Origin of the sequence: Halomonas denitrificans, assembly GCA_019800895.1 — a bacterium.
In the GTDB taxonomy this organism is placed as follows: Bacteria; Pseudomonadota; Gammaproteobacteria; order Xanthomonadales; family Wenzhouxiangellaceae.
In genome coordinates, this window is sequence record JAHVKF010000003.1 from 562,624 (window position 1) to 584,695 (window position 22,072).

The window sequence follows — 22,072 nt, forward strand, 5'->3', positions numbered from 1 at the left end:
AATCGAGCCCGGATACCGATCGCGCAGGGCGCAGGGATGCAAGCTGCGCCCGGGCTTCTGCCAGAATAGTCGCATGGCCAGGACCAAGACTCTCTACCTGTGCGGCGAATGCGGCGCCAGCCAGCCCAAGTGGTCGGGCCAGTGCCCGGACTGCGGTGCGTGGAACAGCCTCGAGGAGAGCGCCGCGGCCGCGAGCGGAAGCGGGCCGCGCCAGCGGCGCGGTTCGAACTGGACCGGCGAGGCATCGGCGGAGGTGGTGCGGCTCGGCGCCGTGCGCGCCGAGGACACGCCGCGCTTCTCTTCGGGGCTCAGCGAGCTCGACCGCGTGCTCGGCGGCGGCCTGGTGCCCGGTTCGGTGATCCTGATCGGCGGCGACCCGGGCATCGGCAAGTCGACCCTGCTGCTCCAGGCCCAGGCCGCCGTGGCCGAGCGGGTCCCGTCGCTCTACGTCACCGGCGAGGAATCGGCCGCGCAGGTCGCGATGCGGGCCCGGCGCCTCGGCCTGGAGCCCGACCGGCTCGAGTGCCTGACCGAGACGCGGCTGGAAACCATCCTGGCGACCGCGGCAGCCAAGGGGCCGAAGTTCCTGGTCATCGACTCGATCCAGACCCTGTGGAGCGAAGCCCTGCAGTCGGCGCCCGGCGCGGTCGCGCAGGTGCGCGAGTGCGCCTCGCGGCTGGTCCAGTTCGCCAAGCAGACCGGCTGCAGCGTCGTGCTGGTCGGCCACGTGACCAAGGAAGGTGCGCTGGCCGGACCGAGAGTGCTCGAGCACATGGTCGACGGCGTGTTGTACTTCGAATCCGACTCCGGCAGCCGGTTCCGACTGATCCGGTCGGTCAAGAACCGCTTCGGCGCGGCCAACGAGCTGGGCGTGTTCGCGATGACCGACGGCGGGCTGCGGGCGGTGGCCAATCCGTCGGCGATCTTCCTGTCGGAGGATAGCGAGCCGTCGGCCGGTTCCTGCGTGCTGGTCACGCGGGAAGGCACCCGGCCGATGCTGGTCGAAGTGCAGGCCCTGGTCGCGCCCAGCAGCCTGTCGCAGCCGCGACGGGTCGCAGTCGGCGTCGACGCCGGCCGGCTGGCGATGCTGCTGGCCGTGATGCATCGGCACTGCGGCATCCAGGTCGGCGACCAGGACGTGTTCGTCAACGTGACCGGCGGCATCCGCGTCGGCGAGACCGCCTCGGACCTCGCCGTCGCGCTCGCCCTCCAGTCGTCCCTGCGCGAGAAGCCGCTGCCCCGCGGTCTGGTCGCGTTCGGCGAGGCGGGTCTGTCGGGCGAACTGCGGCCGGTCTATAACGGCGAGGAGCGCCTTCGCGAGGCCGCCCAGCAGGGATTCCGCACGGCGCTCGTGCCTTCGGGCAACGTCAAGGGCGTCAAGGCGAAGCTCGACCTGCGCGGCTGCAAGCGCCTTGCCGACGCCCTCGCGGCCGCCCGCGGAGCGGAGTAACTAGGCGGAGTCTGGACGGGCAGGAGAGCAATTCGCTTACCGCAGATGAACGCGGATGAACGCGGATCAGGAAGACGCGAACCCTGGCTAGAGTTCGTGAAGCGACGGAGCGCGCACCATCTCCAGCTGCTGTTTTTCTCCAGTGCGGCAGCGCCGCACTGAGGGAGGTCAGCATCGCTCGTCCGATGCCGACTCGCCGGAACGGGGAGCCGCTCTACCGTGCGATTCCGCGTCGACCCAGGGAGTTCGTCCGGGCCAGTCCCGGATCGGGTGAGCGAGCGCAGGGCAGGGATGTGATCGGCTTGTGCGCGGGCTTCTTTATCTGCGTCCATCCGCGTTCATCTGCGGTGAACGGGGATTCCCCGCAGACGCCGAGGCGGCCATATCGCTGGGGTTTTCTCGACCCCTGAAACCGGTTTATAATGGGCGGCTGGTTCGGAGGCCTGGTCGCGGGCGTCCGGTGTTTCCATTCAACTTTCATGGGGTATTCCCGAATGAGCAAGATCTACAAAGTGCCGGCCGAAGTCCGCGAGGACGTGGGGAAAGGTGCGAGCCGCCGCCTGCGTCACGCGAACAAGGTGCCGGCCGTTGTCTACGGCGGTGGCCGGGACCCGGTGTCCCTGACCCTCGAACACGACTTCCTCTTCCACGCCTCCGAAGAAGAAGCCTTCCATGCCTCCATCCTCGAGCTCAAGGTCGGGGACGGGCGCAAGCAGAAGGTGGTGCTTCGCGACCTGCAGCGTCATCCGTACAAGCCGCGGATCATGCATGTCGATTTCCTGCGGGTGAAGGACGACCAGGAGATCCGCATCTCCGTGCCGCTGCACTTCGTCAACGAAGACAGCTCGCCGGCCGGCAAGAAGGGCGGCGTGGTCATCTCGCACATGGTCACCGAAGTCGAGATCTCGGCGCTGCCGAAGAATCTGCCGGAGTACATCGAGGTCGACCTGGGCGACCTGGAGCCCGGCGGTGCGTTCATGCTCAGCGAGCTGAAGCTGCCGGAAGGCGTGACCATCCCGGCGATCGCGCACGATGAAGAGTTCGACCAGACCCTGGTCTCCGCGGTCTTCGTCCGTGCCGGCCAGGGTACGGGCGAGCTGGCCGCCGAAGCCGATGCCGCGCTGGCCGAAGGCGCCGAGCCGGAGCTGGCCGACGAAGAAGCCGCCGAGGACGTCGAGGGCGAAGAGTCCGAAGACGGCGATGCCGATGGCGATGCCGAAGGCAAGTCCGACGACGAGGACAAGGACAAGTCCGAATAAGGACGTCCCTGACTTCGATCACCGATGGACGGCCTCTGGCTGATAGCCGGGCTGGGAAACCCCGGCTCGAAGTACGACAGGACCCGGCACAATGCCGGGTTCTGGTTTCTGGACGCCGTGCTGCGCCGCTTCGGCGGTGAACTCCGCCGCGAGAAGAAGCTGCTGGGCCGTGCGCTGAAGACGTCCCTGGATGGCCGGGATGTCGTACTGCTCGCGCCCGAAACCTTCATGAACGAGTCCGGACAATCGATCCGGGCGGCCACCGACTTCTACCGGATCGACCCCGGTCGCGTGCTGGTCGCGCACGACGAGCTGGACCTGCCGCCCGGCACGGCCCGCCTGAAGCAGGGCGGCGGTCACGGCGGTCACAACGGCCTGCGCAGCAGCTTCCGCCATCTCGGTACCCCCGAGTTCTGGCGGCTGCGGATCGGCATCGGCCACCCGGGCACTGCCGAGCAGGTGACCCCCTGGGTGCTGTCCAGGGCGCCGGCGGACGACGAACGGTCGATCGAAGCCTCGATCGACAAGGCGCTCGACGTCGTGCCCGAGTTCCTGGCCGGTCGCCCGGGCGAGGCGATGAAGCGGCTGCACGCCCGGGACCGGTCGGCCGACTGAGTCGGCAAGCCGGTCGATCGGACGGTCGGACTACAGATCAGCAGAAAATCGAGGAAGGACCTGATGGGATTCAAGTGCGGAATCGTCGGCCTGCCGAACGTGGGCAAGTCGACCCTGTTCAACTGCCTGACCCGGGCCGAGATCGCGGCGGAGAACTACCCGTTCTGCACCATCGACCCGAACGTCGGCATGGTCCCCGTGCCCGACCCCCGGCTCGACGCCCTGGCATCGATCGTCAAGCCCGAGAAAGTCCTGCCGACCACCATGCAGTTCGTCGACATCGCCGGCCTGGTCGCCGGTGCATCGAAGGGCGAGGGCCTGGGCAACAAGTTCCTGGCCCACATCCGGGAAACCGATGCGATCGCGCACATCGTGCGCTGCTTCGAGGACGACGACGTGACCCACGTCGCCGGCCGGGTCGACCCCATCTCCGACATCGAGACCATCGACACGGAGCTGGTGCTCGCCGACCTCGATGCTGCCGAAAAGGCCCTGGCGCGGACCGCCAAGCAGACCAAGTCGGGGGACAAGGACGCGATCAAGCTGGCCGCACTGCTGGAACGGGTGGTTGCCCACCTGGGCACCGGCGACCCGCTGCGCTCGATGTCGCTGGATGCCGAGGATCGTGCCCGCCTGCGCAGCTGGCAGTTCATTACCGCCAAGCCGGTGCTGTACGTGGCCAACGTCGACGACACCAGCGCCGAGGACAATGCCTTCGTTGCCGCCGTTCGAGAGCGCGCCGAAGCCGAGCAGGCCGAGGTGGTCGTCGTGTCGGCGGCCATGGAGGCGGAGCTTGCCCAGCTCGAGGCGGACGAGCAGGCCGAGTTCCTGGCCGATCTCGGTGAGTCCGAGCCCGGCCTGAATCGCCTGATCCGGGCCGGCTACGAGCTGCTCGACCTCCTGACCTTCTTTACCGCGGGACCGAAGGAGGTGCGCGCCTGGACCGTTCGACGCGGCGCCACCGCGCCGGAAGCGGCCGGACGCATCCATACGGACTTCCAGAAGGGCTTCATCCGCGCCGAGGTCACGGCCTACGACGACTACATCGCCGCGGGCGGGGAAGCCGGGGCCAAGGCGGCCGGCAAGCTCCGCCTGGAAGGCAAGGAGTACATCGTCGCGGAAGGCGACGTGATGCACTTCCGCTTCAACGTCTGACCCTGTCCGGGACCGGTTTTCGAAGCCGGTCGCCGTCTTCGAAGTCTCCTGCTGCAGATCCTGCGGTTCCGTTCTCGGGTTCTGAGAACGCCGGGTGGTCCACTACGACCATCAGGACGATCCAATCCGGTGAACCAGGAGACCGCCATGAACCCGATCGAGACCTCATCCAGCCGCGGCCTGCGCGACGGCATCGTCGGCAAGTGCATCGAGGGCGTGATTGCGCGCCCCGGACGGAACGGCGAGCCGCCGGTCGTGATGATGCTGCAGTTCGACGACGGCAGCGTGCTGGAGTTCGTGTCGCCGCGCAGCGACCGGTTGCTGCGCCAGGCGATCGACGCCACCCGGCGCGGACGGCCCCAGGCGGCACCCGACCAGCTTGCGCTGGCGGTGGCGTAGGCCCCGGTCGGAGCGGCCATCGGGCGGCGACTGGCCGGTGGTGGTGCGTGTCGCCGGAGCCGCTCGTTTATCCACAAAACCTGTGGAAAACTTTGTGTGTAAACGGGCCGGCCCCGACAGCCGCGCAGGTGTCACGGAATTGACCAAAAATCAGCCATTTCACAACAAGCGTATATATTTCAATGCTTTATTGACGAAAGCTTGAAACTTTTTGTAGGAAATTTGCGTAAAGAAAGCGTCAACGTGCGGTCCGTCTCGTGTGTGCATAACGAAAGCGGCCGCCGATTCGGCCAAGCGTGGGATTTCATTCGGGAATCATGCGGACCGGCGTCGCCGGCAGGGGAGTGATCGATGGCCTGGCGGCCCCGCCAGCGCCGGGCCGGTGATCGTTCAGGATGCGGTGGCGCCCGCGTCCAGACCCAGCCGATCGGGCCACTGGCGCAGGGCCCGGAACAGCTCGCCCCGGTCATGATGCTGCTCGGCCAAGGCCTCGACGCGCAGACGGTACTCGTCGATCCGGATCGGCGCCAGGTCCGGGTCGTCGACCAGCCTGCGTCGTCTCCAGCTCTCCCAGGCGGCCTCGAGGTCGGGATGGAGGGTCCCGGGTGCGTGGCGCCCGGCAAATCGCAGCAGCAGATCGTTCAGGCGCGCATCGGCGAACGGCGACGGATCCCGGTTCACCTCTTCGGCGACCTGCTCGGGTGAAAGGTCGGCCATGCGGTCGGCCAGCACGCGGTCCCCGCGCGGCACGAAGCCGGCGTACAGCGCGCTGTCGGCGTCCTCGCGGGCCTCGCCGGCGGCCGGCTCGCGCGGTGCGCCGAAGATCTCGAGCAGGCGGGCGACCAGTGCCTCGGCGCGGCCCAGCCGTTTGGCGTGGTGGTTGGCCAGGGCGAGGTCGATCCCGGTGCGCTCGGCGGCCGCGTCGTCGAGCACGCCGGTCGGCGCGATCATCGGGCAGCGATTGGTCCGCACCCACTTGACCGGAAGACGCTCGAGGTCCTCGGGCAGGTCGGCCGCCGGAGTCCAGTAGAGGTCGGACAGCATTTCGGCGTCGAGGTCCGCGTACTCGGCAGGATCGACCCGGAGATTCCAGACCAGCCACTGGCTGGCGATCTGCGGATGGCGGAACAAGGGCAGGACCGGTGCGATGCAGTGGATCGACGCCGGGAAGCGCGCCGAGGCATGCAGGATCACCTCGCGCTTCGACAGCAGGCCGTCGACAATCGCCTTGTCGCGCAGGCGCAGCGCCCAGTTCCACAGCTTCGGCTGCGCGGTGCGGACTCGCCGCGCCAGCGCCAGCGTATTGCGCACATCGGCCAGTGCATCGTGCGCATCCCCCGTCTCCAGCCCGTTCGCCGCCGCCAGGTCCTCGAGGCGGAACCCCGCAGTCCCGTCGTCGCGGTCGAACCAGGTCAGGCCCTCGGGGCGCAGCGCGCGGGTCAGGCGCAGCACGTCGATCAGGTCGAAGCGGCTGTTGCCGTTGGCGTATTCGCGACGGTACGGGTCGAGGAAGTTGCGCCAGAACAGGAAGCGCGTGACTTCATCGTCGAAGCGGAAATTGTTGTAGCCGACCGCGCAGGTGCCCGGCACGCCCATGAGTTCGGCGATCCGTCGAGCGAACTCGTACTCGGGTACGCCGCGTTGCTCGGCGAGCTGGGGCGTGATACCGGTGATCAGGCAGGCCTCCGGTGCCGGCAGCATGTCCAGGGTCGGCCGGCAGTACAGCATTTCCGGTTCACCGACCGGCGCGAGTTCGAGGTCCGTGCGGATGGCCGCGAACTGGCAGGGGCGATCGCGGCGCGGGTCCGCGCCGAAGGTTTCGTAGTCGTGCCAGAGAAAGGTGTCCGCGGTCATGCCTTCGGTTTCATCGTTTCGGGATCCGGGCGGGTTGAAGATCAGGGCGTCGGATTCACGGAGCCGGGGATCGGTCCGCGCCCGCAGCGGAGCGCCGAGGGACTATTTCCTGAACAGCTGCAGCAGTCCGAGCAGCGCGGCGGCGCCGACGATCGCGATGACCAGGCTGCCGATCACGCCACCGGCATGGATATCGAGCAAGCCGAACAACCAGCTGCCAAGGATCGCACCGACGATGCCGACCACGATATTCAGGATCAGACCCTGGCCGCGGCCCTTGACCAGCAGGCCGGCGATCCAGCCGGCCAGCCCGCCGATGATCAGTGCCCCGAGAATGCTTTCGATGGTCATCGTTTGTTCCCTCCTGGATGGAATGACGGACCCAACGCAACGAAGAAGGCTAGTCTAGCCCGTTGCCGGTCGCTCGATCGGTTCGCGGAACGGTCTTCGGACGTCCTTCCCATCCATCGACCGACCCCGTGTACGCTTGTTCGCCATCGCCGTCCGACCCACCCATGCCCGAGGTCCGATTCCTCCGATGACCGCCACCACGACCAGACCCGCTCTCGATGCCTGCGGCGAGTCCCGCAGCGAGCGCTCGACGACGTCGGCTTGCGGGGTCGGCCCGGCCCGGCTCGTGCTGATACGCCACGCCCAGGGGTCGCTGGGGACCGACGACTACGACCGGCTGTCACCGACCGGACACGTCCAGGCGGGAATCCTCGGGCGTCACCTGCAGGAGCGCTACGATGCCGGGCCGGTGGTGCGAGGCGCGCTGCGTCGCCATCGCGAGACCGCGGAGCGGATCGGCGCCGCTCACCGGGTCGATGAGGATCTCGACGAATATCGCGTCGATCATCTGCTGGAGGCTGCGTTCGATCCGGCCTCCGGACTGGACATGACGCCGCCGCCGGACGAAGCCCGGGCCGATCCGGTGGCCTACCTCCAGACCTTCCTGGACCTGTTTCCCGACGTGCTGGCCGCCTGGCAGGGCGAGCGGCTGGCGTGTCCCGTGAACGGCAGCTGGGCCGGGTTCGATGAGCGCGTTCGCCGTGCCGGACGACGCCTGCAAGCCGGGCTGGATCGTGGCGGCTGCGTCATCGCGGTGACGTCCGCCGGCGTCATCAGCACGCTGGCGGCCGCGCTGCTCGGTCGCGATCTCGCCTGGCAGCGCCGCCTGAATGTGGAGTTGTACAATGCGTCGGTCACGGAATTGCAGCGCGACAGGGCGGGGCGGTGGCACGCCGAACGGTTGAACTGCGTGGCCTTTCTGCCGTCCGAACACCGTACGCTTGCATGATCGGATGTGCTGACCCGCGTCCGTGACCCGGATCGGATCGCGTCTATTGTCAACCCGATCATTGTCGACCCGATTATCGTCAACCCAGTGGGAGTCTCGATGAGCGAAGGGCCCGTAACCATCATCACCGGATCCAGCCGCGGCATCGGCCGAGCGGCGGCCGAACTGCTCGCCTCGCGCGGTCATCGGGTGGTGATCTCCAGCCGCAACCAGGAGTCGTGCGACGCCGTGGCCGAGGCGATCCGCGAAGCCGGCGGCGATGCTCGGGCCATCGCCTGTCACGTTGGCCAGGACGAACAGCTCGAGGCGCTGGTCGCCGGCACCGTCGACGCCTATGGCCGCCTGGACAACCTGGTCCTGAATGCGGCCAGCAACCCGGTCTACGGTCCGTCGGACAACGTCGATCGCAAGGCCTTCGACGTGATCATGCACAACAATGTCTTCGGCTCGCTCCGCCTGAGCCACCTGGCCAGGCCGGAGATCGCCAGGGCCGGAGGCGGGGCGGTGGTCCTGGTCTCTTCGATCGCCGGTCAGCTCGGCAATCGCGTGATCGGCGCCTACGGCATGTCCAAGGCCGCCGAGAACCAGCTGGTGCGCAACCTCGCGCTCGAGTTCGGCGGCGACGGCATCCGCGTCAACGGCGTGGCGCCCGGCCTGATCCGAACGGACTTTTCCAAGGCGTTGCTCGCCGACGAGCGGGCGGTCAAGCACTTCGAGCAGACCACACCGCTGGGCCGCATCGGAGAGCCCGACGACATCGCCCGGATCATCGCGTTCCTGGTCGGGCCGGACTCGGCCTGGTTGTCGGGCCAGGTGATCACCGCCGACGGCGGGATCACGGTGACCGGCGGGTTCTGATCGTGCGGCGGGCCGCGACGCTGGTGCTGGTCACGGTGCTCGCAGCGCCTGCGGCCGCGCAGGTCTATCGCTATACGGACGAGAACGGCATCACCGTGCTGACCAACATTCCGCCCGAGCGCGGGCGCTATGCCGATCTCGAGAACATCGGTTGCTACGGCACCTGTATCAAGGGCGTCGACTGGCACGCCACGCCGCTGAAGCGCGAACCGTTCCGTGACGAAGTCAGGATCGCGGCCGACATGTTCGACGTCGACGAGGCACTGGTCCGGGCGATCATGCATGCGGAATCGTGGTTCAACCCCAAGGCTCAGTCGCACGCCGGCGCCCAGGGCCTGATGCAACTGATGCCCGCCACCCAGGCCCGCTTCGGCGTCGCCGACCCCTTCGACCCGGTCGAGAACATCTCCGGCGGGGTGGCTTACCTGGCCGAGCTGCTCGAGCGCTTCGAGCAGGACTGGGAGCTCGCGGTGGCCGCGTACAACGCCGGTGAGAACGCGGTCGACCGCTACGGCGGGGTTCCGCCCTTCGACGAGACCCGCGAGTACCTGCGCCGGGTGCGCATTCTGCGCGCCCGTTACGGCAGCTGACCGCGCCAGCGGATTGCCGCGATCACGACCGCCGCGCCCACCGGCAGGCAGATCCACCAGGGCACTCCGAACCCGGCCGGAAGCGCGCCGAACAGCAGCGCAGCGCCGCCGGCCAGCATCGCGTAGGGCAACTGCGTGCGGACGTGTTCGATGTGGTCGCACTGGCTGGCCATGGACGACAGGATCGTGGTGTCGGAAATCGGTGAGCAGTGATCGCCCCAAACGGCGCCCCCCATCACCGCGGCGACCGTCGCGTAGAGAATCGGCAGGTGCTCGGCGCCCGCCATGCCCTGGGCGGCCATCAGGGCCCAGCTCAGCGGAACCATGAGCGGCAGCAGGATGCCCATCGTTCCCCAGCTCGACCCGGTCGAGAACGCGGTCACCGCCGCGATCACGAAGACCAGCGCCGGCAGCAGACCCGGATGCAGCGAATCGCCGATGAGCGAGACCAGGTAGTCGGCGGTGCCGAGGACGTCGGTCACCGACGACAGCGACCAGGCCAGGACCAGGATGACGATCGCGAAGAGCATCGATCGGCAGCCCGAGAACCACGCACCGAAGGCCTCTTCGATCGAAAGCACGCGCTGGACCACCGACAGCGCGATCGCGACCAGCGATCCGGCCAGCGAACCCCAGATCAGCGATCGGTACGGGTCGGCGGAGCCGATGATGTCCCGGACCGATTCGCCCTCGCCGGTGATGAACATGCCGGCGACCACGCCGAAGATCATGGTCAGGATGGGCAGGACCGCGTTGATCGCGCGAAGCGGGATGCCGTCCTCGGGCTGCACGTCGTCGAGATCGTTGCCGCTGGCCCGGGCGGCGCCGCTCGGCGGTGCCACCTGGCCCTCGTGCCGGGCACGCCGCTCGGCCGCCAGCATGGGCCCCAGGTCGCGCCCGAAGCCGACCACGCTGAACACGAGGACCAGCGCGAGCAGCGGATAGAAGCTGTAGGCGATCGAATTCAGGAACACCATGTAGGCGTTCAGTTCCAGGCCCGGGATCGAGGCCATCGCATCCCGGATCAGGCCGACCTCGTAGCCGACCCAGGTCGTGACCAGCGCGATGCAGGCGATCGGGGCCGCGGTCGAGTCGACGAGGTAGGCGAGCTTTTCGCGCGATACCTTGAGCCGATCGGTGATCGGTCGCATCGTATTGCCGACCACCAGCGTGTTGGCGTAATCGTCGAAGAAGATCGCAAGGCCCATGCCGACCGTGGCCATGGTGGCCCGACGGGCCGTGTCGGCGTAGACCACGATGCGCTCGACGATGCCGAGCATGCCGCCGTTGCGGGAGATCACGCCGACCATGCCGCCGACCAGCACCGTGAACAGGATCACCGACACGTGGTCCGGGTCGGCCAGTGCTTCGGCGATGTAGGTATCGGCAGTGGCCATCAAGGAGGTCAGCAGCCCCATCGGCGAGAACCCCGTTGCTGCCCAGGCACCGACCCAGACGCCGGCGAACAGGGCAGGGATGACCTGTCGCATGACCAGGGCCAGACCGATCGCCAGCACCGGCGGCAGGAGGGAAACCCATCCGGCGTTGGACACCGTACCGCCGTCCTGCGCGAAGGCCACGCCGGGCAACAGGATCGTCGCTGCGACGATCGACAGCCCGGCCGGCACACCGGCCGGAAGCGAGAACGGCGGTGAGGTCGCCACCCGAACACCATGCGTCATGAAGCGCCCATCTGCTTGAGAATCCGGTCGGCCGCGGCGAAGCGTTTCTCCAGTTCGCCGTGCGCCTCGGGGTCGTGCGGAAACGAGTTCAGCCAGCGTTCGCGAAGGTCGCTGCGCTCGGTGTCCAGGTCCGGTCGCTCGGCACCTTCGCCGAGACGTCCGGCCAGCCGGCCGAGTTGGTAGTCCATGCGCAGTTGCTTGTCCGCCGCGGGGGTGTCCAGGCCGGACAGGCACTCCATCTCCACGCAGACCTGGCGGGCCTGGTCGGTGAATCGCTGGACCTGCTCGGCGAGGACGTCGGGCGTCGCGTCGTCGGCCAGGAAGGCATCGAGGCGCGCATCCAGCTTCCGAGCCAGCTCATCGTCTTCCGGTACATCGGGGCGGTCGATCTGCGCCGCCTTGCCCTCGGCGCGCGCGCCCCAGGCCGACTGAAGCGCATCGGTCAGCGCCTCGAGGTGGGCCTGCGCGGCGCGCTCCCGCGCCTCGTCCCGTTCGCGGATGCGCTGGCGATGACGCTCGATCGCGGCCTCCATGCGCTTGCGCAGCGCGGGCGGCACGCGTCCGTGCTGATTGAACTCGGCCTCGAGACCGGCCAGCGGTCCGGCGGCGTCGTCGAGCTCCGCGTCGTCGGCTTCGGCCAGCACCTCGGCCTTCTCGCACAGGCTCTTCAATGCGTCGACCGCTGCCTTCTCCGCCTGGCGTCGTTCGTCCCGCTCCTGTTTCAGCCCCTCGAACAAGGGGTCGATCGGTTCGCGGAATTCCTTCCACAGCGCGTCTTCGACCTTCCTGCGCCCGCGCCCGGCCTTCTTCCATTCGGCCTGCAGCGCCTTGGCCCGGTCGATGGCGACCGCGCGGTCCTTTTCGTGCGCCAGCTTGCGCGCCTCGGCGACCAGGCGCCGCTTTTCCTGTTCGATCGCTTCGGAGGCCTCGTCGAGGCGGGCGGAAATTCGGTCCATCAGCGCACGCAGGCGCTTGGCGACCTTGCCGCGGGCCTTCGGCGGGACCTGCTCGAGGTTCCGGATCACCTGCCGCGCAGCGCGCTGATGACGCACCAGCGCATCCCGGTCCGCCTCGGGATCCCGGACCAGCTGGTCGGCCGCGGCCAGGAACTCGTTGACCTCGTCCAGCGAGGCCTCGCGCGCTTCGGTCCGCTTCTCGAGGTAGGGCTTGGCGCCCTCGAACGCCTCCTTGCAGGCGGCCTGGAAGCGGCGCCACTGCGCGTGCGGTGCGGCGAACTTCCGCTTCTCGCCCGGCAGGATCTCCTGACGGTCGAGATCGCGCCAGCGCTCGCGCAATTCCTTGAGCCGCTCCGTGATCGCGTCCGGATGCAGTTCGGCAGCATCGAGGTCCTCTGCGCGCTGGATCAGCCGCTCGCGCAGCTTGTTGTTCGACCAGTGCTGCCAATCGCGCATCTCCTTCAATCGGCGCGCCATTCGATTGAGGCGGCCCTCGACGTCGCGCGGTCGATGCTTCTTCGGAATGCGATCGTGGGCGCTGCGCGCGCGGGAAATCGCCTCTGAGGCTGGCGGAATCTCGCCGTGCTCGATCGCCGCGTCGGCAGCTTCGAGGGCGCGGTCGAGGGCCTCGAGGGACTCGGGGTCGGGCCCCGCCGGCGCCGGCGTCGGCTCGCGGGCGGGTCGGGCCGGCGCCGCCGGTTTCAAGCGGGCACGCAGTTCATCGGCCAGCGCGTGGAAATGCTTCATCTTCGCCCGGGCATCGTCGTCGGGTGCCTCGAGGGATTTCCACGCCTGTTCGAATTCGGTAACCAGTTGTTTCAGCCGCGCCTCGCTGTCGTCGCCGAGCGGACGGCTCGCCAGCGCCTGGACCCGATCGACCAGGGAGTGCAGAACGTCGTCGTCCGCCGCGTCGGACGGCTCCGGGGTGTTCGTGGCCGGTTCCGGGCGCGGCTCGAGCGCACGCCGGACGATCCGCATCGCGCCGTCGAAGCGGCGCGCGTGTGCCGGATCGGGGTCGGCGAGCTGCTCCCAGTCGCGCTGCAGCGCATCGGCGCGCTGGGCACGGTCGCCCGTGAACTGGCCGCGGGCCAACTGCTCGATCCGTTCGATCAGCTCCAGCGCGAGCGCATCGCGGGTTTCGTGCCGGTCGTCGCCTTCGAGCGAGGCCAGGCGCTCGAGCGCGGCGTGATGTCGCTGCTTGTGGCGCGTTCGCAGCCGGTCGGCGATCCGCTTCAGGGTCGAGACCTGGTCGAGACGCGCGAGGATCTCGGCGGCCAGCGCGTCCGACGGTTCATCGCAGTAGCGATCGCCGAGGAACCCCTGGGCCTGGATCCGCGCCAGCGCATCGCGCCGCAGCGCCTCGTCGGCCGCGCGCTCGGCCACCTGGCGAAGCCGGTTGCCGTCCTCCACCGCCTTCAGCCAGCCGCGCCTGGCCTCGAGATCGCCGCCGGGCTCCGCGACCAGCCGGACCAGCGCTCGATCGGCCGCGTCGCGCACTCCGGCGTCGCCGTCGTCCGCGCGAGCGGCCAGCCAGTGCGATTCGTCGTCCATGCGCTTGAGCGCGGCCAGGCGGACCGCGGCCTCCGGATCGTCGGAGGCCAGTCGGGGGAGGGCATCGCGCAGTCGCGGATCGGCGCCCTCGGCCACGGCGCGGGTGCGGGTTGCGGTGTCCTTGTGTTCCCAGGGCAGCCCGAACAGGCGCTCTTTCAGACTCATCGGGTGGTCTCGCAGGTCTCGAACAATGGCTTGGCGCGAGGGGCGTCGCGCATCCGACGCGGCTCCCCCGACCTCCGATTGTGCTTGAATTCGTTGACCGTCGCCACCGCGCGGCGGTCCGGCGTCGGCGCTCAGGCCAGTTGCTTGATCATGCTGGCCCCGGCCACCCAGGTCCCGATGGCCGAGCCGAGATTGGACAGGAAGAACACCAGGAACACGCGGGCGACCCGATTCTTCCACCAGCCGGACAGGTGGATGACATCGTCGCGCAGCGACTCGAAGTCGCCCATCCGTGGCTTGCGCAGCCAGGCCTCGACCGCGCCGGTGACCATTCCGGCTCCGACCGTCGGGTTCAGGGACGTGAGCGGGGCGGCGCACAGGGCGGCGAGCACGGTCACCGGGTGGGCCCGGGCCACCGCTGCCCCGAGGGCCGAGAGCCCGCCGTTGATGACGACCCAGGTCGCCACCAGGGACCAGCCGAGCTCCGGGCTGCGGGAGAACCCGATGCCGAAGCCCGTGAGCACCGCGGCCAGGATCAGCCAGGGGATGAATTTCCAGATTCTCGAGGCCGGGGGCACCGCATCGAGTTCGCGGACCTCTTCGACCGGGTCCGCGTCGGCCCGAAGCGCCTCGACGGTGCCTGCAAGGTGGCCGGCGCCGAGCACGGCGAGGACCCGTCGCTCGCCGCGCCCCTCGTTCTCCGCACGCAGCCGGGCGGCCATGTAGCGGTCGCGCTCGGCGATCAGGCTTTCGTACAGTTCGGGCGACTGGTCGGCGAATTCGCTGAAGGTTTCGGTCAGGATGTCGCCCTGTTTCAGGCGCTCGATATCCTCTTCGGCGATTTCCTCGCGCGAGAACAGGCTCAGGACCATGCCGTTGGTCAGCACCCAGCGCTTCCACCACGACAGGCGGCGGCTGGTGCGCTTCAGGGTCACGCCGATTTCGCGGTCGATCAGCTGGAGGGGCCGGTCGGCCGCTTCGGCCGCGTCGATCGCGGCCTTCATCTCCGCCCCCGGTTCGATCCCGAACTGTTCGGCGATCCGCCGCTGGTAGGCGGCCAGCGCGAGGCTCGCCATCATCATCCCCGCCTTGCGGTCGCGGATGATCTGGAACAGGTTCATGTTGCGCCACGCGTCACGATCGGTCAGCGCCCGGTGGCGGGAAGAACACAATTCGATCGCCACCGCGTCGAAGCGGCCCGACTCGATGTGATGGCGCACGGCGGCGACCGAGGCCGGCGAAACGTGCGCGGTCCCGAGCAGCGTGTACCGGACGCCGCCCCGTTCGACCTCGCGGACCGGTTCGTCGGCGAAGTCCGGCCGCTCTCCGCTCCGGTCGGCTCGTGGTTCGTCGGGCGTGTCGCGTTGTGGCATGTCGGATCGAGGCCTCGGGCAGCTGGCGGAGGACGATGGGCGCAGGATGGGCGCCGAAGTGTAGCAGCCCCGGCGCAGTCGGATTCGGGGTTGCCGAGTCCGGCTGGCGACACTCCCATCGGCGGCGTAGACTGCCAGGCTGCTTCTACCGTGTCGCACCCCATGCCCGCATCCTTCCAGCCAGGACCTGCCGATGGCGACGTCGAACGTGCGACGCGTCGCTGGCTCGAGCGCGCCGTGCTCGGTCTCGACCTGTGTCCGTTCGCGCGCGGCCCGTACGAGGACGGCCGGGTCCGGATCGTCGTCAGCGCCGCGAAGGACGCGAACGAGCTGGCCGGCGATCTCGAGCAGGAAATGAAGAGACTGGCCGATACGGATTCGAGTCGCCTGGAGACCACGCTGCTGGTTCACCCCGGGGCGCTGGTCGATTTCCTCGAGTACAACGATTTCCTCGACGTCGCCGACGCGCTGCTCGACGCGCTGGACCTGGCCGGAACGCTCCAGGTCGCCAGCTTCCACCCGTACTATCGCTTTGCCGATGTCGCCGCGGACGATCCGGCCAATTGCACCAATCGATCCCCCTATCCGACCCTGCACCTGCTTCGCGAATCGAGCATCGAGCGTGCCGTCAATGCCTACGGCGACACCGATGCAATCTACGAACGCAACATCGAGACGCTGCGCAGGATCGGCGAGGCCGGCTGGCGGGCGCGGATCGAAGGCGAAGAGTGAGCCGGCTCCTCGCGCGGTTGGAACTGAAGGTGCCGCCGGTCGCGGTCGCGCTGGCGTTGATGGCGTCGATGAAGCTGGTCGCCGGTTATGGTCCGCCGCTGCTGCCGGATGCCGGTCGCGCCGATGCGGTCGGCTGGGGGCTGATGCTGCTGGGGCTGGGCCTGGCCATCGCCGGCGTGGCGAGTTTCTCGCGCCACGACACCACCGTCGATCCGATGCACCCGGAGCGCGCCGGCGCGCTGGTCGAATCGGGCATCTACCGGTTCACGCGAAACCCGATGTATCTCGGGTTCGTCGTCCTGCTGCTGGGCGTCGCGTTCCTGGTCAATGGCTGGACCGCGGTGCACGGGCCGGTGATGCTCGCGCTCTGGCTCGACCGCTTCCAGATCCGGCCCGAAGAGCGGCTGCTGCGAGAACGGTTCGGTGACGACTTCGTTGCGTACTGCCAGCGGGTTCCGCGCTGGATCGGACGGCGTCGCGGGCGGTCGAAGGGTCGCTGAGCGAGCGGAACTCGGGGTAGGATACGCGCTGATCGACTCACGCCGACCCTGCCGATGAACCTCCTCCCATTCCCGATGATCCGCGTCGCCGCGATGCTCGCCTGCCTGGCTCTGTCTGCGCCTGCGCTCGCCCGGGACCACGATGACCACGAGGACCGTAGCGGCCGGTGGCACCTGTCGGTCTACTCCGGCAAGGCCGCGACCGACCGGCTGCTGGACATCATCACGAAGTTCGACACCCCCTTCATCGACTCGTACATGGTCAGCGTCGCGCCGGCCTGGACGCACCGTGAGACCCGGCGCTGGCGTTTCGAGGTCGAAGGTCAGGCGGTCAGGCACTGGGGCGATTTTCAGGATCACTGGGAGTTCAACAGCGCCTACATCGCTCGCTGGAAGCCCTTCTGGTGGGATGCCTACGTCGATACGAGCGTGGCGGTCGGTGCCGGATTCTCCTATGCGACCGAAGTGCCGCCGATCGAACCGCGCGCGACGCGCCCCACCACCGAGGACAGCGCCAAGCTGCTCGGTTACCTGATGCTGGAATTCGAGTTCGCGCCGCCCAACGATGCGCCGATCTCCGCCTTCGTCCGCCTGCACCATCGGTCAGGCGGCAAGGGCATCTTCAAGGACGTCGACGGCGGGTCGAACTTCATCACCGGCGGGCTGCGCTGGCAGTTCTGATTCGCCCCGGCCGGGGTCCGCTTCGGCCTCCGGTCCGAGCCACGGATGCAGCCGCCTGGGCCGCTGCGTCCAGGCGCCCTTCCCGAAGTGGCTCGAGCAGGGGCACCCAGGGCGTGGAGCCGGCGGCCGACAGGTCCGGCGCGCCACTCGTCCCTGCTCTCGTTCCTGAAATCGTCTGGACGAGCTGCCCGGGCACCCGCACCGGGTAGGCCGCGCGATCGGGGTCGCGGATCGCGACGTCCGGGTGGGCGAGGCAGATCACGCCCTTCGGTTCGGCTGCAACGCCGTTCATCAGCAGCCAGCGCTTCAGCGCGTCGATCTGGTCGCGGACCTGCGGCTCGGGATTGTCCATGGCGTTCCAGCTCGGGCAGCTCGAGCAGCCCGAGCGTTTCGACAGGGGCCAGTGGCGGGCGCCGCCGACGACCTGGACCAGCCCCGGCGTGTTCTTGACCTCGACGACCCAGAGGCCGGACGGGCCGGAAATCACGAAGTCCAGTTCGCGTTCGCCGTTCGGCAGGCGCGGGTCGGGCAGGCGGACCCGGTTCACGATGCGGTAGGCGTCCGGCAGGCGCAGGAGCTGCTTCAGCGTCGCGACCTCGCCCTCGATACCGGCCAACGCACCGGGATCGACAGAGGTCGACCCGGGCAGGAAGGCGAAGAACAGCAGCATGGACGCGATCGCCGCGACCATCAGCGCCGCCGGCGGGCTCCAGGCGTACAGCGACGTGACCAGAAGCGCCGCCAGCGGAAGGAGCACGGCCAGCCGGATCCGGCGCTGGCGTCGCGCCGCGCTCTGCTCGGCGCGGTGCCGGGTCAGTGCCGGGTAGTCGCGAAGAAGTCGGGTATCGGCCATCGGTGGCGAGTGTGCCACAGGCCGATGTTCCGGTACCCTGACGACCTGGACTCGAGGTACCGACGATCGGGACGACCGGGGCGGGAGACGCAGCATGAGCGGAACGCGGGAGGTGGATGTCGCAGTGATCGGTGCCGGCAGCGCCGGGCTGGTCGCCTTCGGCCAGGTACGCGATCACACCGACCGGGCCGTGTTGATCGAAGGCCGTGAGTACGGGACGACCTGCGCCCGCGTGGGCTGCATGCCCAGCAAGCTCCTGATCGCCGCGGCCAACGCGGCGTACGGTGCGCGCGAGGCCGACCGTTTCGGCGTTCGAGCCGGCTCCATCGAGATCGATGGCACCGCCGTGATGGAGCGCGTCCGCCGCGAGCGTGATCGCTTCGTCCGGCTGGCGGTGCAGTCGATGCACCGGCGCATCGATGATGAGATGCTGGTTCGAGGCCGGGCAAGATTCACCGACCCCCACGTGCTCGAACTCGAAGACGGGTCCCGGATCCACGCGGCGCGCATCGTCATCGCCACGGGCTCGCGCAGCCACGTCGTTCCCGCGCTCGAAGCGGCGGGCGATCGACTGGCGACCAGCGACGAGGTGTTCGACTGGACGGACCTGCCCGCCTCGGTGGCGCTGTTCGGGCCCGGCGTGATCGGGCTGGAGCTCGGCCAGGCGTTCGCGCGCCTCGGGGTCCGGGTCCGGATCTTCGGCGTCGGCGGTTCGATCGGATCGATCCGCGACCCGGCGATCCGGGCGCTGGCGCTGGAGCGCTTTCGCGAGGAGTTCCCGCTGCACCCCGATGCCGATGTGCGATCGATCGAAGCGGGTACGGACGGCGTGCGCGTTCGCTGGCGCGATGGCGGAGGCATCGAGGAAGAGACCTTCGAGCGCCTGCTGGCGGCGACCGGCCGGCGGCCCAACGTCGAGGACCTCGGCCTGGAGCACTCCGGACTGGCCCTCGACGACCGCGGCGTGCCCGTGTTCGACCGCTACACGATGCAGTGCGGTGAGTCGCACGTGTTCATCGCCGGCGATGTGAACAGCGACGTTCCCCTGCTGCACGAGGCCGCCGACGAAGGGCGGATCGCCGGCGCCAACGCCGGCCGCTGGCCCGACGTGCGGGCCGGTCTCCGGCGCTGCCCCCTGTCGATCGTGTTCACCGAGCCGCAGATCGCCCGGGTGGGCCTCGGCCGGGACGAGGCCGAGGCGCGCTGCGGCGATCAGCTGGCGGTCGGCGGCGCGTCGATGCGCAACCAGGGCCGTGCGCGCACGATGGGCGTGGACTGCGGCGAGATCCGCCTGTTCGGCCAGCACGGCAATCGCCGTTTCCTCGGCGCGGAACTGTTCGGGCCGGGCATGGAGCACATCGCCCACCTGCTGGCCTGGGCGGCCCAGCAGCGGATGACCGTCCCGGACATGCTCGACATGCCGTTCTATCATCCCGTGCTCGAAGAGGGACTGCGCACCGCACTGCGCGACCTGAACGCCTCGCTGAAGCAGACCGGCGCGCCCGACGACGAGTGCATGGAGTGCGGTCCGGGCACGTGACCCTGCGGCCGGGCTCCGACGGTCCGGTCGCTGTATCCTTGGCCACCGATGCACCCGCCCGACTTCTTCCTGCGAGACCCCCGATGAACGGCTCCGTCGACCTGACCCAGACCCGGCAACTGCTTGCCCGCGGCCGGACCGAGGAGGCACTTTCGACGCTTGCGAGCGCGGCGTCGGAAGCGACCGCCGCCGAGCTGCGCGACTGGTGGCTGGCCGAGGGCCGGCCCGACCGAGCCGAGCCCGTACTCCAGCGCCTTGCCGCGCGCGATTCCGCCGAGGGGCGGGTCAGCCGCTCGGCGCTCGCCCTGCTGCGGGGCGACCTCGCGCGGGCCGTCGATGCGGCCCAGGCCGCCCGGCAGCTGGACCCGGACTGCGTCGCTGCCTACGGCCACCTCGGCCGCGCGCTGTTCAATGCCGGCCGGCTGACCGACGCCGGGCGCTGTTTCGAAGAGGCCGTGCGTCGCGATCCGGAGTCGGCCGTCGCGGCCTACAACCTCGGCCACCTGCGCCGAGCGTCGGGGCGGATGGACAGCGCCGTCGAGGCCTACGCCCGGGCCCTCGAACTCGCGCCCGGCCTGCGCGCGGCTCGATTCAATCGCGGCATCACGTATGCGCTGCTGGAGCGGCCTGCCGAGGCGCTGGCGGATTTCGAAGCGCTGCTGCAGCGCGATGCCGGCGACGTCGACGCGCGCCTGAACGCGGGCCTGGCCCGACAGACGCTCGGCGAACTCGATGCAGCGGAAGCGGACTACCGCGCCGTGATCGAGCAAGCCCCCGATCATCCGCTGGCGTGGACCTATCTCGGCATCCTGCTCAACGAACGACTGCAGACCGCCGAAGCCGTGTCGGCGCTGGAGCATGCCCTTCAGCTGGACCCGCAGGAGATCGACGCCCGCCGCGAGCTGGCCAACGTGTACGAGAAGGCCAACCGCCTGGACCAGGCCGAGTCCGCGCTGGCACCGGCCTTGCCGCACGCCGCCGACCATCCGGGTGTCGCGATCGACGCCGCGCGCCTGAAGCGGCGGCGCGGCGACGCCGAGGCTGCCCTGGCGATGCTCGGCCGGATCGATGCCGGCGGCCTGCCCGAGCGCCTGGCGCTGGAGTACTTTTTCGAACGGGCCGGCGCGCTCGACCGGGCCGGGCGCCATGACGAGGCGCTGCGCGCGTACTCGGCCGCCAACGAGCTGGCCGGCCGTGGCTCTCGCCGCGCCCGGATCGACCGCGCGGCCTTCCCGCGCGAGATCGAAGGCATCCGCGACTGGCTGGCGCGAGGGGCGCCGGGCATCCGGAGCGATGGACAGGGCGAAGGGGGCGGTGCCGACCTGTGCTTCATGATCGGCTTCCCGCGCTGCGGCACCACGTTGCTCGACACCATCCTGAATGTCGCCGAGAACACGGCGACGCTGGACGAACAGCCGACCTTCGAGCGGGCGAGGGCGGTTCTCGAGGCCGAGGGCGCGTATTGGTCGCGGACCGAGCCGATCGGTTCCACGCGGGCCGATGCGTTCCGCACCGCCTACCGCCAGGCCGTGGACCGGGCGCTGGACGGGCGCTCGGCCGGGTTGATCGTCGACAAGCTGCCCCTGAGGGTCCTCCATGCCCCGCTGCTGGCGCAGGCCTTCCCCGCGGCGCGCTTCGTCTTCTCCCTGCGCCACCCGGCCGACGTCGTGCTGAGCAACTTCATGCAGCACTACGTGCCGAACGAGGCCTACGTCCACTTCGACACGTTGGAGGATTCCGTTGCGACCTACGTGCAGGTCATGGAGCTCTGGCGCGCCGTCCGGCCATTGATCGAAGACCGCACCCACGTCGTGCGCTACGAGGGCCTGGTCGAGAATCCGGAAAACGAAGTCGAAGCGGCCTGCCGCTTTCTCGGTATCGCCTACGATCCCGCCATGCTCGACCCCGCCCGCCGCCTCGAAGGCCGCGAACGTGTCCGCACCAACAGCTACGAACAGGTCGCCGAGAAGATCTACCGCCGCTCGGCGGGCCGCTGGCGGAACTACCGCGATGCGTTGATGCCGTTCAAGGACCGACTGCAGCCGTTTCTCGACGAGTACGGGTACTCGATGGATTGAGGCTTCGTTGGGTTTTGGGGGCTGTGATCTTTAGAGGATGGGCGCAAAGGCGCGAAAGGAACTGCAAGGGCGCGAAGAGAAGCTCCTCTTTGATGAAAGTCAAAAGCGAAAGGCGTTTTCTCGCAGAGACGCGGAGACGCAGAGGAAAGCAGAACCAGTTTCAAGAACCCGGGTGCGCTGCGCTTACCCGGGCTACAGGATCGGGAATTCGTACGGGAGGAGGCAGAGCCAGCGTACCTCGTAGCCCGGGTAAGCACAGCGCACCCGGGGCCTTTCTCTTTTCAGCATTTCCCTTTCACGCCTTTCCTCTGCGTCTTTGCGTCTTTGCGAGAAAACGCTTTTCGCTTTTCGCCTTTCGCTTTTCGCCTCTGTCTTTGTCTTTCAAATAAAAACGCTTCTCTTCGCGCCCTTGCAGTTCCTTTCGTGCCTTTGCGCTCATCCTCTAAAACAACGAAGTCGACCAGCCAGACAAGCCGCAAAG

The 22,072-nt window shown here is 68.8% G+C and carries 19 protein-coding genes; 13 read left to right on the forward strand and 6 right to left on the reverse strand.

All coding sequences use genetic code 11. The annotated features are described in order from the left end of the window. Window positions 1-73: 73 nt before the first annotated feature. The 5 genes from radA (at window position 74) to KUV67_11140 (ending at window position 4,878) form a co-directional block, all read left to right on the forward strand. The gene (gene radA / locus KUV67_11120) at window positions 74-1,450 is read left to right on the forward strand and encodes a DNA repair protein RadA (GenBank protein MBY6205433.1); all 1,377 of its coding nucleotides are present in this window, start codon (window positions 74-76) and stop codon (window positions 1,448-1,450) included. 494 nt (window positions 1,451-1,944) lie between these two features. Beyond that, complete coding sequence (locus KUV67_11125; GenBank protein ID MBY6205434.1) at window positions 1,945-2,709, forward strand: 50S ribosomal protein L25/general stress protein Ctc; 765 nt, start codon at window positions 1,945-1,947, stop codon at window positions 2,707-2,709. A gap of 24 nt (window positions 2,710-2,733) precedes the next feature. Beyond that, window positions 2,734-3,324, forward strand: a complete 591-nt coding sequence (gene pth / locus KUV67_11130) for an aminoacyl-tRNA hydrolase (protein MBY6205435.1) — start codon at window positions 2,734-2,736, stop codon at window positions 3,322-3,324. Between the two features lie 63 nt (window positions 3,325-3,387). After that, entirely contained in the window at window positions 3,388-4,479 is a 1,092-nt protein-coding gene (gene ychF / locus KUV67_11135; protein MBY6205436.1) for a redox-regulated ATPase YchF, read from the forward strand. A gap of 147 nt (window positions 4,480-4,626) precedes the next feature. Continuing rightward, window positions 4,627-4,878, forward strand: coding sequence for a hypothetical protein (locus KUV67_11140; protein MBY6205437.1), 252 nt, complete (start codon window positions 4,627-4,629; stop codon window positions 4,876-4,878). A 390-nt stretch (window positions 4,879-5,268) separates the two neighbouring features. On the opposite strand, the gene sbcB is transcribed toward KUV67_11140, so the two are convergent. Together sbcB and KUV67_11150 are read right to left on the reverse strand one after the other, a co-directional pair. Beyond that, entirely contained in the window at window positions 5,269-6,732 is a 1,464-nt protein-coding gene (gene sbcB, locus KUV67_11145; GenBank protein ID MBY6205438.1) for an exodeoxyribonuclease I, read from the reverse strand. Between the two features lie 102 nt (window positions 6,733-6,834). Then, complete coding sequence (locus KUV67_11150; GenBank protein ID MBY6205439.1) at window positions 6,835-7,083, reverse strand: GlsB/YeaQ/YmgE family stress response membrane protein; 249 nt, start codon at window positions 7,081-7,083, stop codon at window positions 6,835-6,837. 187 nt (window positions 7,084-7,270) lie between these two features. Here KUV67_11150 and KUV67_11155 point away from each other — a divergent pair, with 187 nt between their 5' ends. The 3 genes from KUV67_11155 (at window position 7,271) to KUV67_11165 (ending at window position 9,480) form a co-directional block, all read left to right on the forward strand. Further along, the gene (locus tag KUV67_11155) at window positions 7,271-8,032 is read left to right on the forward strand and encodes a histidine phosphatase family protein (GenBank protein MBY6205440.1); all 762 of its coding nucleotides are present in this window, start codon (window positions 7,271-7,273) and stop codon (window positions 8,030-8,032) included. A gap of 99 nt (window positions 8,033-8,131) precedes the next feature. Further along, window positions 8,132-8,890: an SDR family oxidoreductase gene (locus KUV67_11160; GenBank protein ID MBY6205441.1), complete on the forward strand. Its 759-nt coding sequence runs from the start codon at window positions 8,132-8,134 to the stop codon at window positions 8,888-8,890. Window positions 8,891-8,892: 2 nt separating this feature from the next. Then, window positions 8,893-9,480 carry a lytic transglycosylase domain-containing protein gene (locus tag KUV67_11165; protein MBY6205442.1) on the forward strand — a complete coding sequence of 196 codons (588 nt, stop codon included), beginning with the start codon at window positions 8,893-8,895 and terminating at the stop codon, window positions 9,478-9,480. Here the strand turns inward: KUV67_11165 and KUV67_11170 are convergent. The 3 genes from KUV67_11170 to KUV67_11180 form a co-directional block, all read right to left on the reverse strand. Beyond that, complete coding sequence (locus tag KUV67_11170; GenBank protein ID MBY6205443.1) at window positions 9,468-11,162, reverse strand: Na+/H+ antiporter NhaC family protein; 1,695 nt, start codon at window positions 11,160-11,162, stop codon at window positions 9,468-9,470. The two genes, KUV67_11165 and KUV67_11170, sit on opposite strands and share 13 nt — an antisense overlap. Beyond that, a complete protein-coding gene (locus tag KUV67_11175; GenBank protein MBY6205444.1) occupies window positions 11,159-13,834 on the reverse strand; it encodes a DUF349 domain-containing protein in 2,676 nt (891 codons plus the stop codon). The genes KUV67_11170 and KUV67_11175 overlap by 4 nt, the downstream gene beginning before the upstream one ends. Before the next feature lie 131 nt (window positions 13,835-13,965). Further along, window positions 13,966-15,207, reverse strand: coding sequence for a TraB/GumN family protein (locus KUV67_11180; GenBank protein ID MBY6205445.1), 1,242 nt, complete (start codon window positions 15,205-15,207; stop codon window positions 13,966-13,968). Between the two features lie 162 nt (window positions 15,208-15,369). On the opposite strand from KUV67_11180, the gene KUV67_11185 reads away from it, so the two are divergent. From KUV67_11185 to KUV67_11195, 3 genes are read left to right on the forward strand one after another with little or no spacing between them, the layout of a single operon-like run. Beyond that, window positions 15,370-15,939, forward strand: coding sequence for a DUF1415 domain-containing protein (locus KUV67_11185; GenBank protein ID MBY6205446.1), 570 nt, complete (start codon window positions 15,370-15,372; stop codon window positions 15,937-15,939). After that, the gene (locus KUV67_11190) at window positions 15,936-16,439 is read left to right on the forward strand and encodes an isoprenylcysteine carboxylmethyltransferase family protein (protein MBY6205447.1); all 504 of its coding nucleotides are present in this window, start codon (window positions 15,936-15,938) and stop codon (window positions 16,437-16,439) included. Before KUV67_11185 ends, KUV67_11190 begins: the two co-directional genes overlap by 4 nt. A gap of 54 nt (window positions 16,440-16,493) precedes the next feature. Then, window positions 16,494-17,120, forward strand: coding sequence for a hypothetical protein (locus tag KUV67_11195; protein MBY6205448.1), 627 nt, complete (start codon window positions 16,494-16,496; stop codon window positions 17,118-17,120). Here the strand turns inward: KUV67_11195 and KUV67_11200 are convergent. Next, on the reverse strand, window positions 17,092-17,973 hold the full coding sequence (locus KUV67_11200) for an NERD domain-containing protein (protein MBY6205449.1): 882 nt from the start codon (window positions 17,971-17,973) through the stop codon (window positions 17,092-17,094). The genes KUV67_11195 and KUV67_11200 overlap by 29 nt on opposite strands. Before the next feature lie 94 nt (window positions 17,974-18,067). Between KUV67_11200 and KUV67_11205 the strand changes: the two genes are divergently transcribed. Together KUV67_11205 and KUV67_11210 are read left to right on the forward strand one after the other, a co-directional pair. Further along, entirely contained in the window at window positions 18,068-19,513 is a 1,446-nt protein-coding gene (locus KUV67_11205; GenBank protein MBY6205450.1) for a dihydrolipoyl dehydrogenase, read from the forward strand. 83 nt (window positions 19,514-19,596) lie between these two features. After that, complete coding sequence (locus KUV67_11210; protein MBY6205451.1) at window positions 19,597-21,591, forward strand: sulfotransferase; 1,995 nt, start codon at window positions 19,597-19,599, stop codon at window positions 21,589-21,591. Window positions 21,592-22,072: the final 481 nt, after the last annotated feature.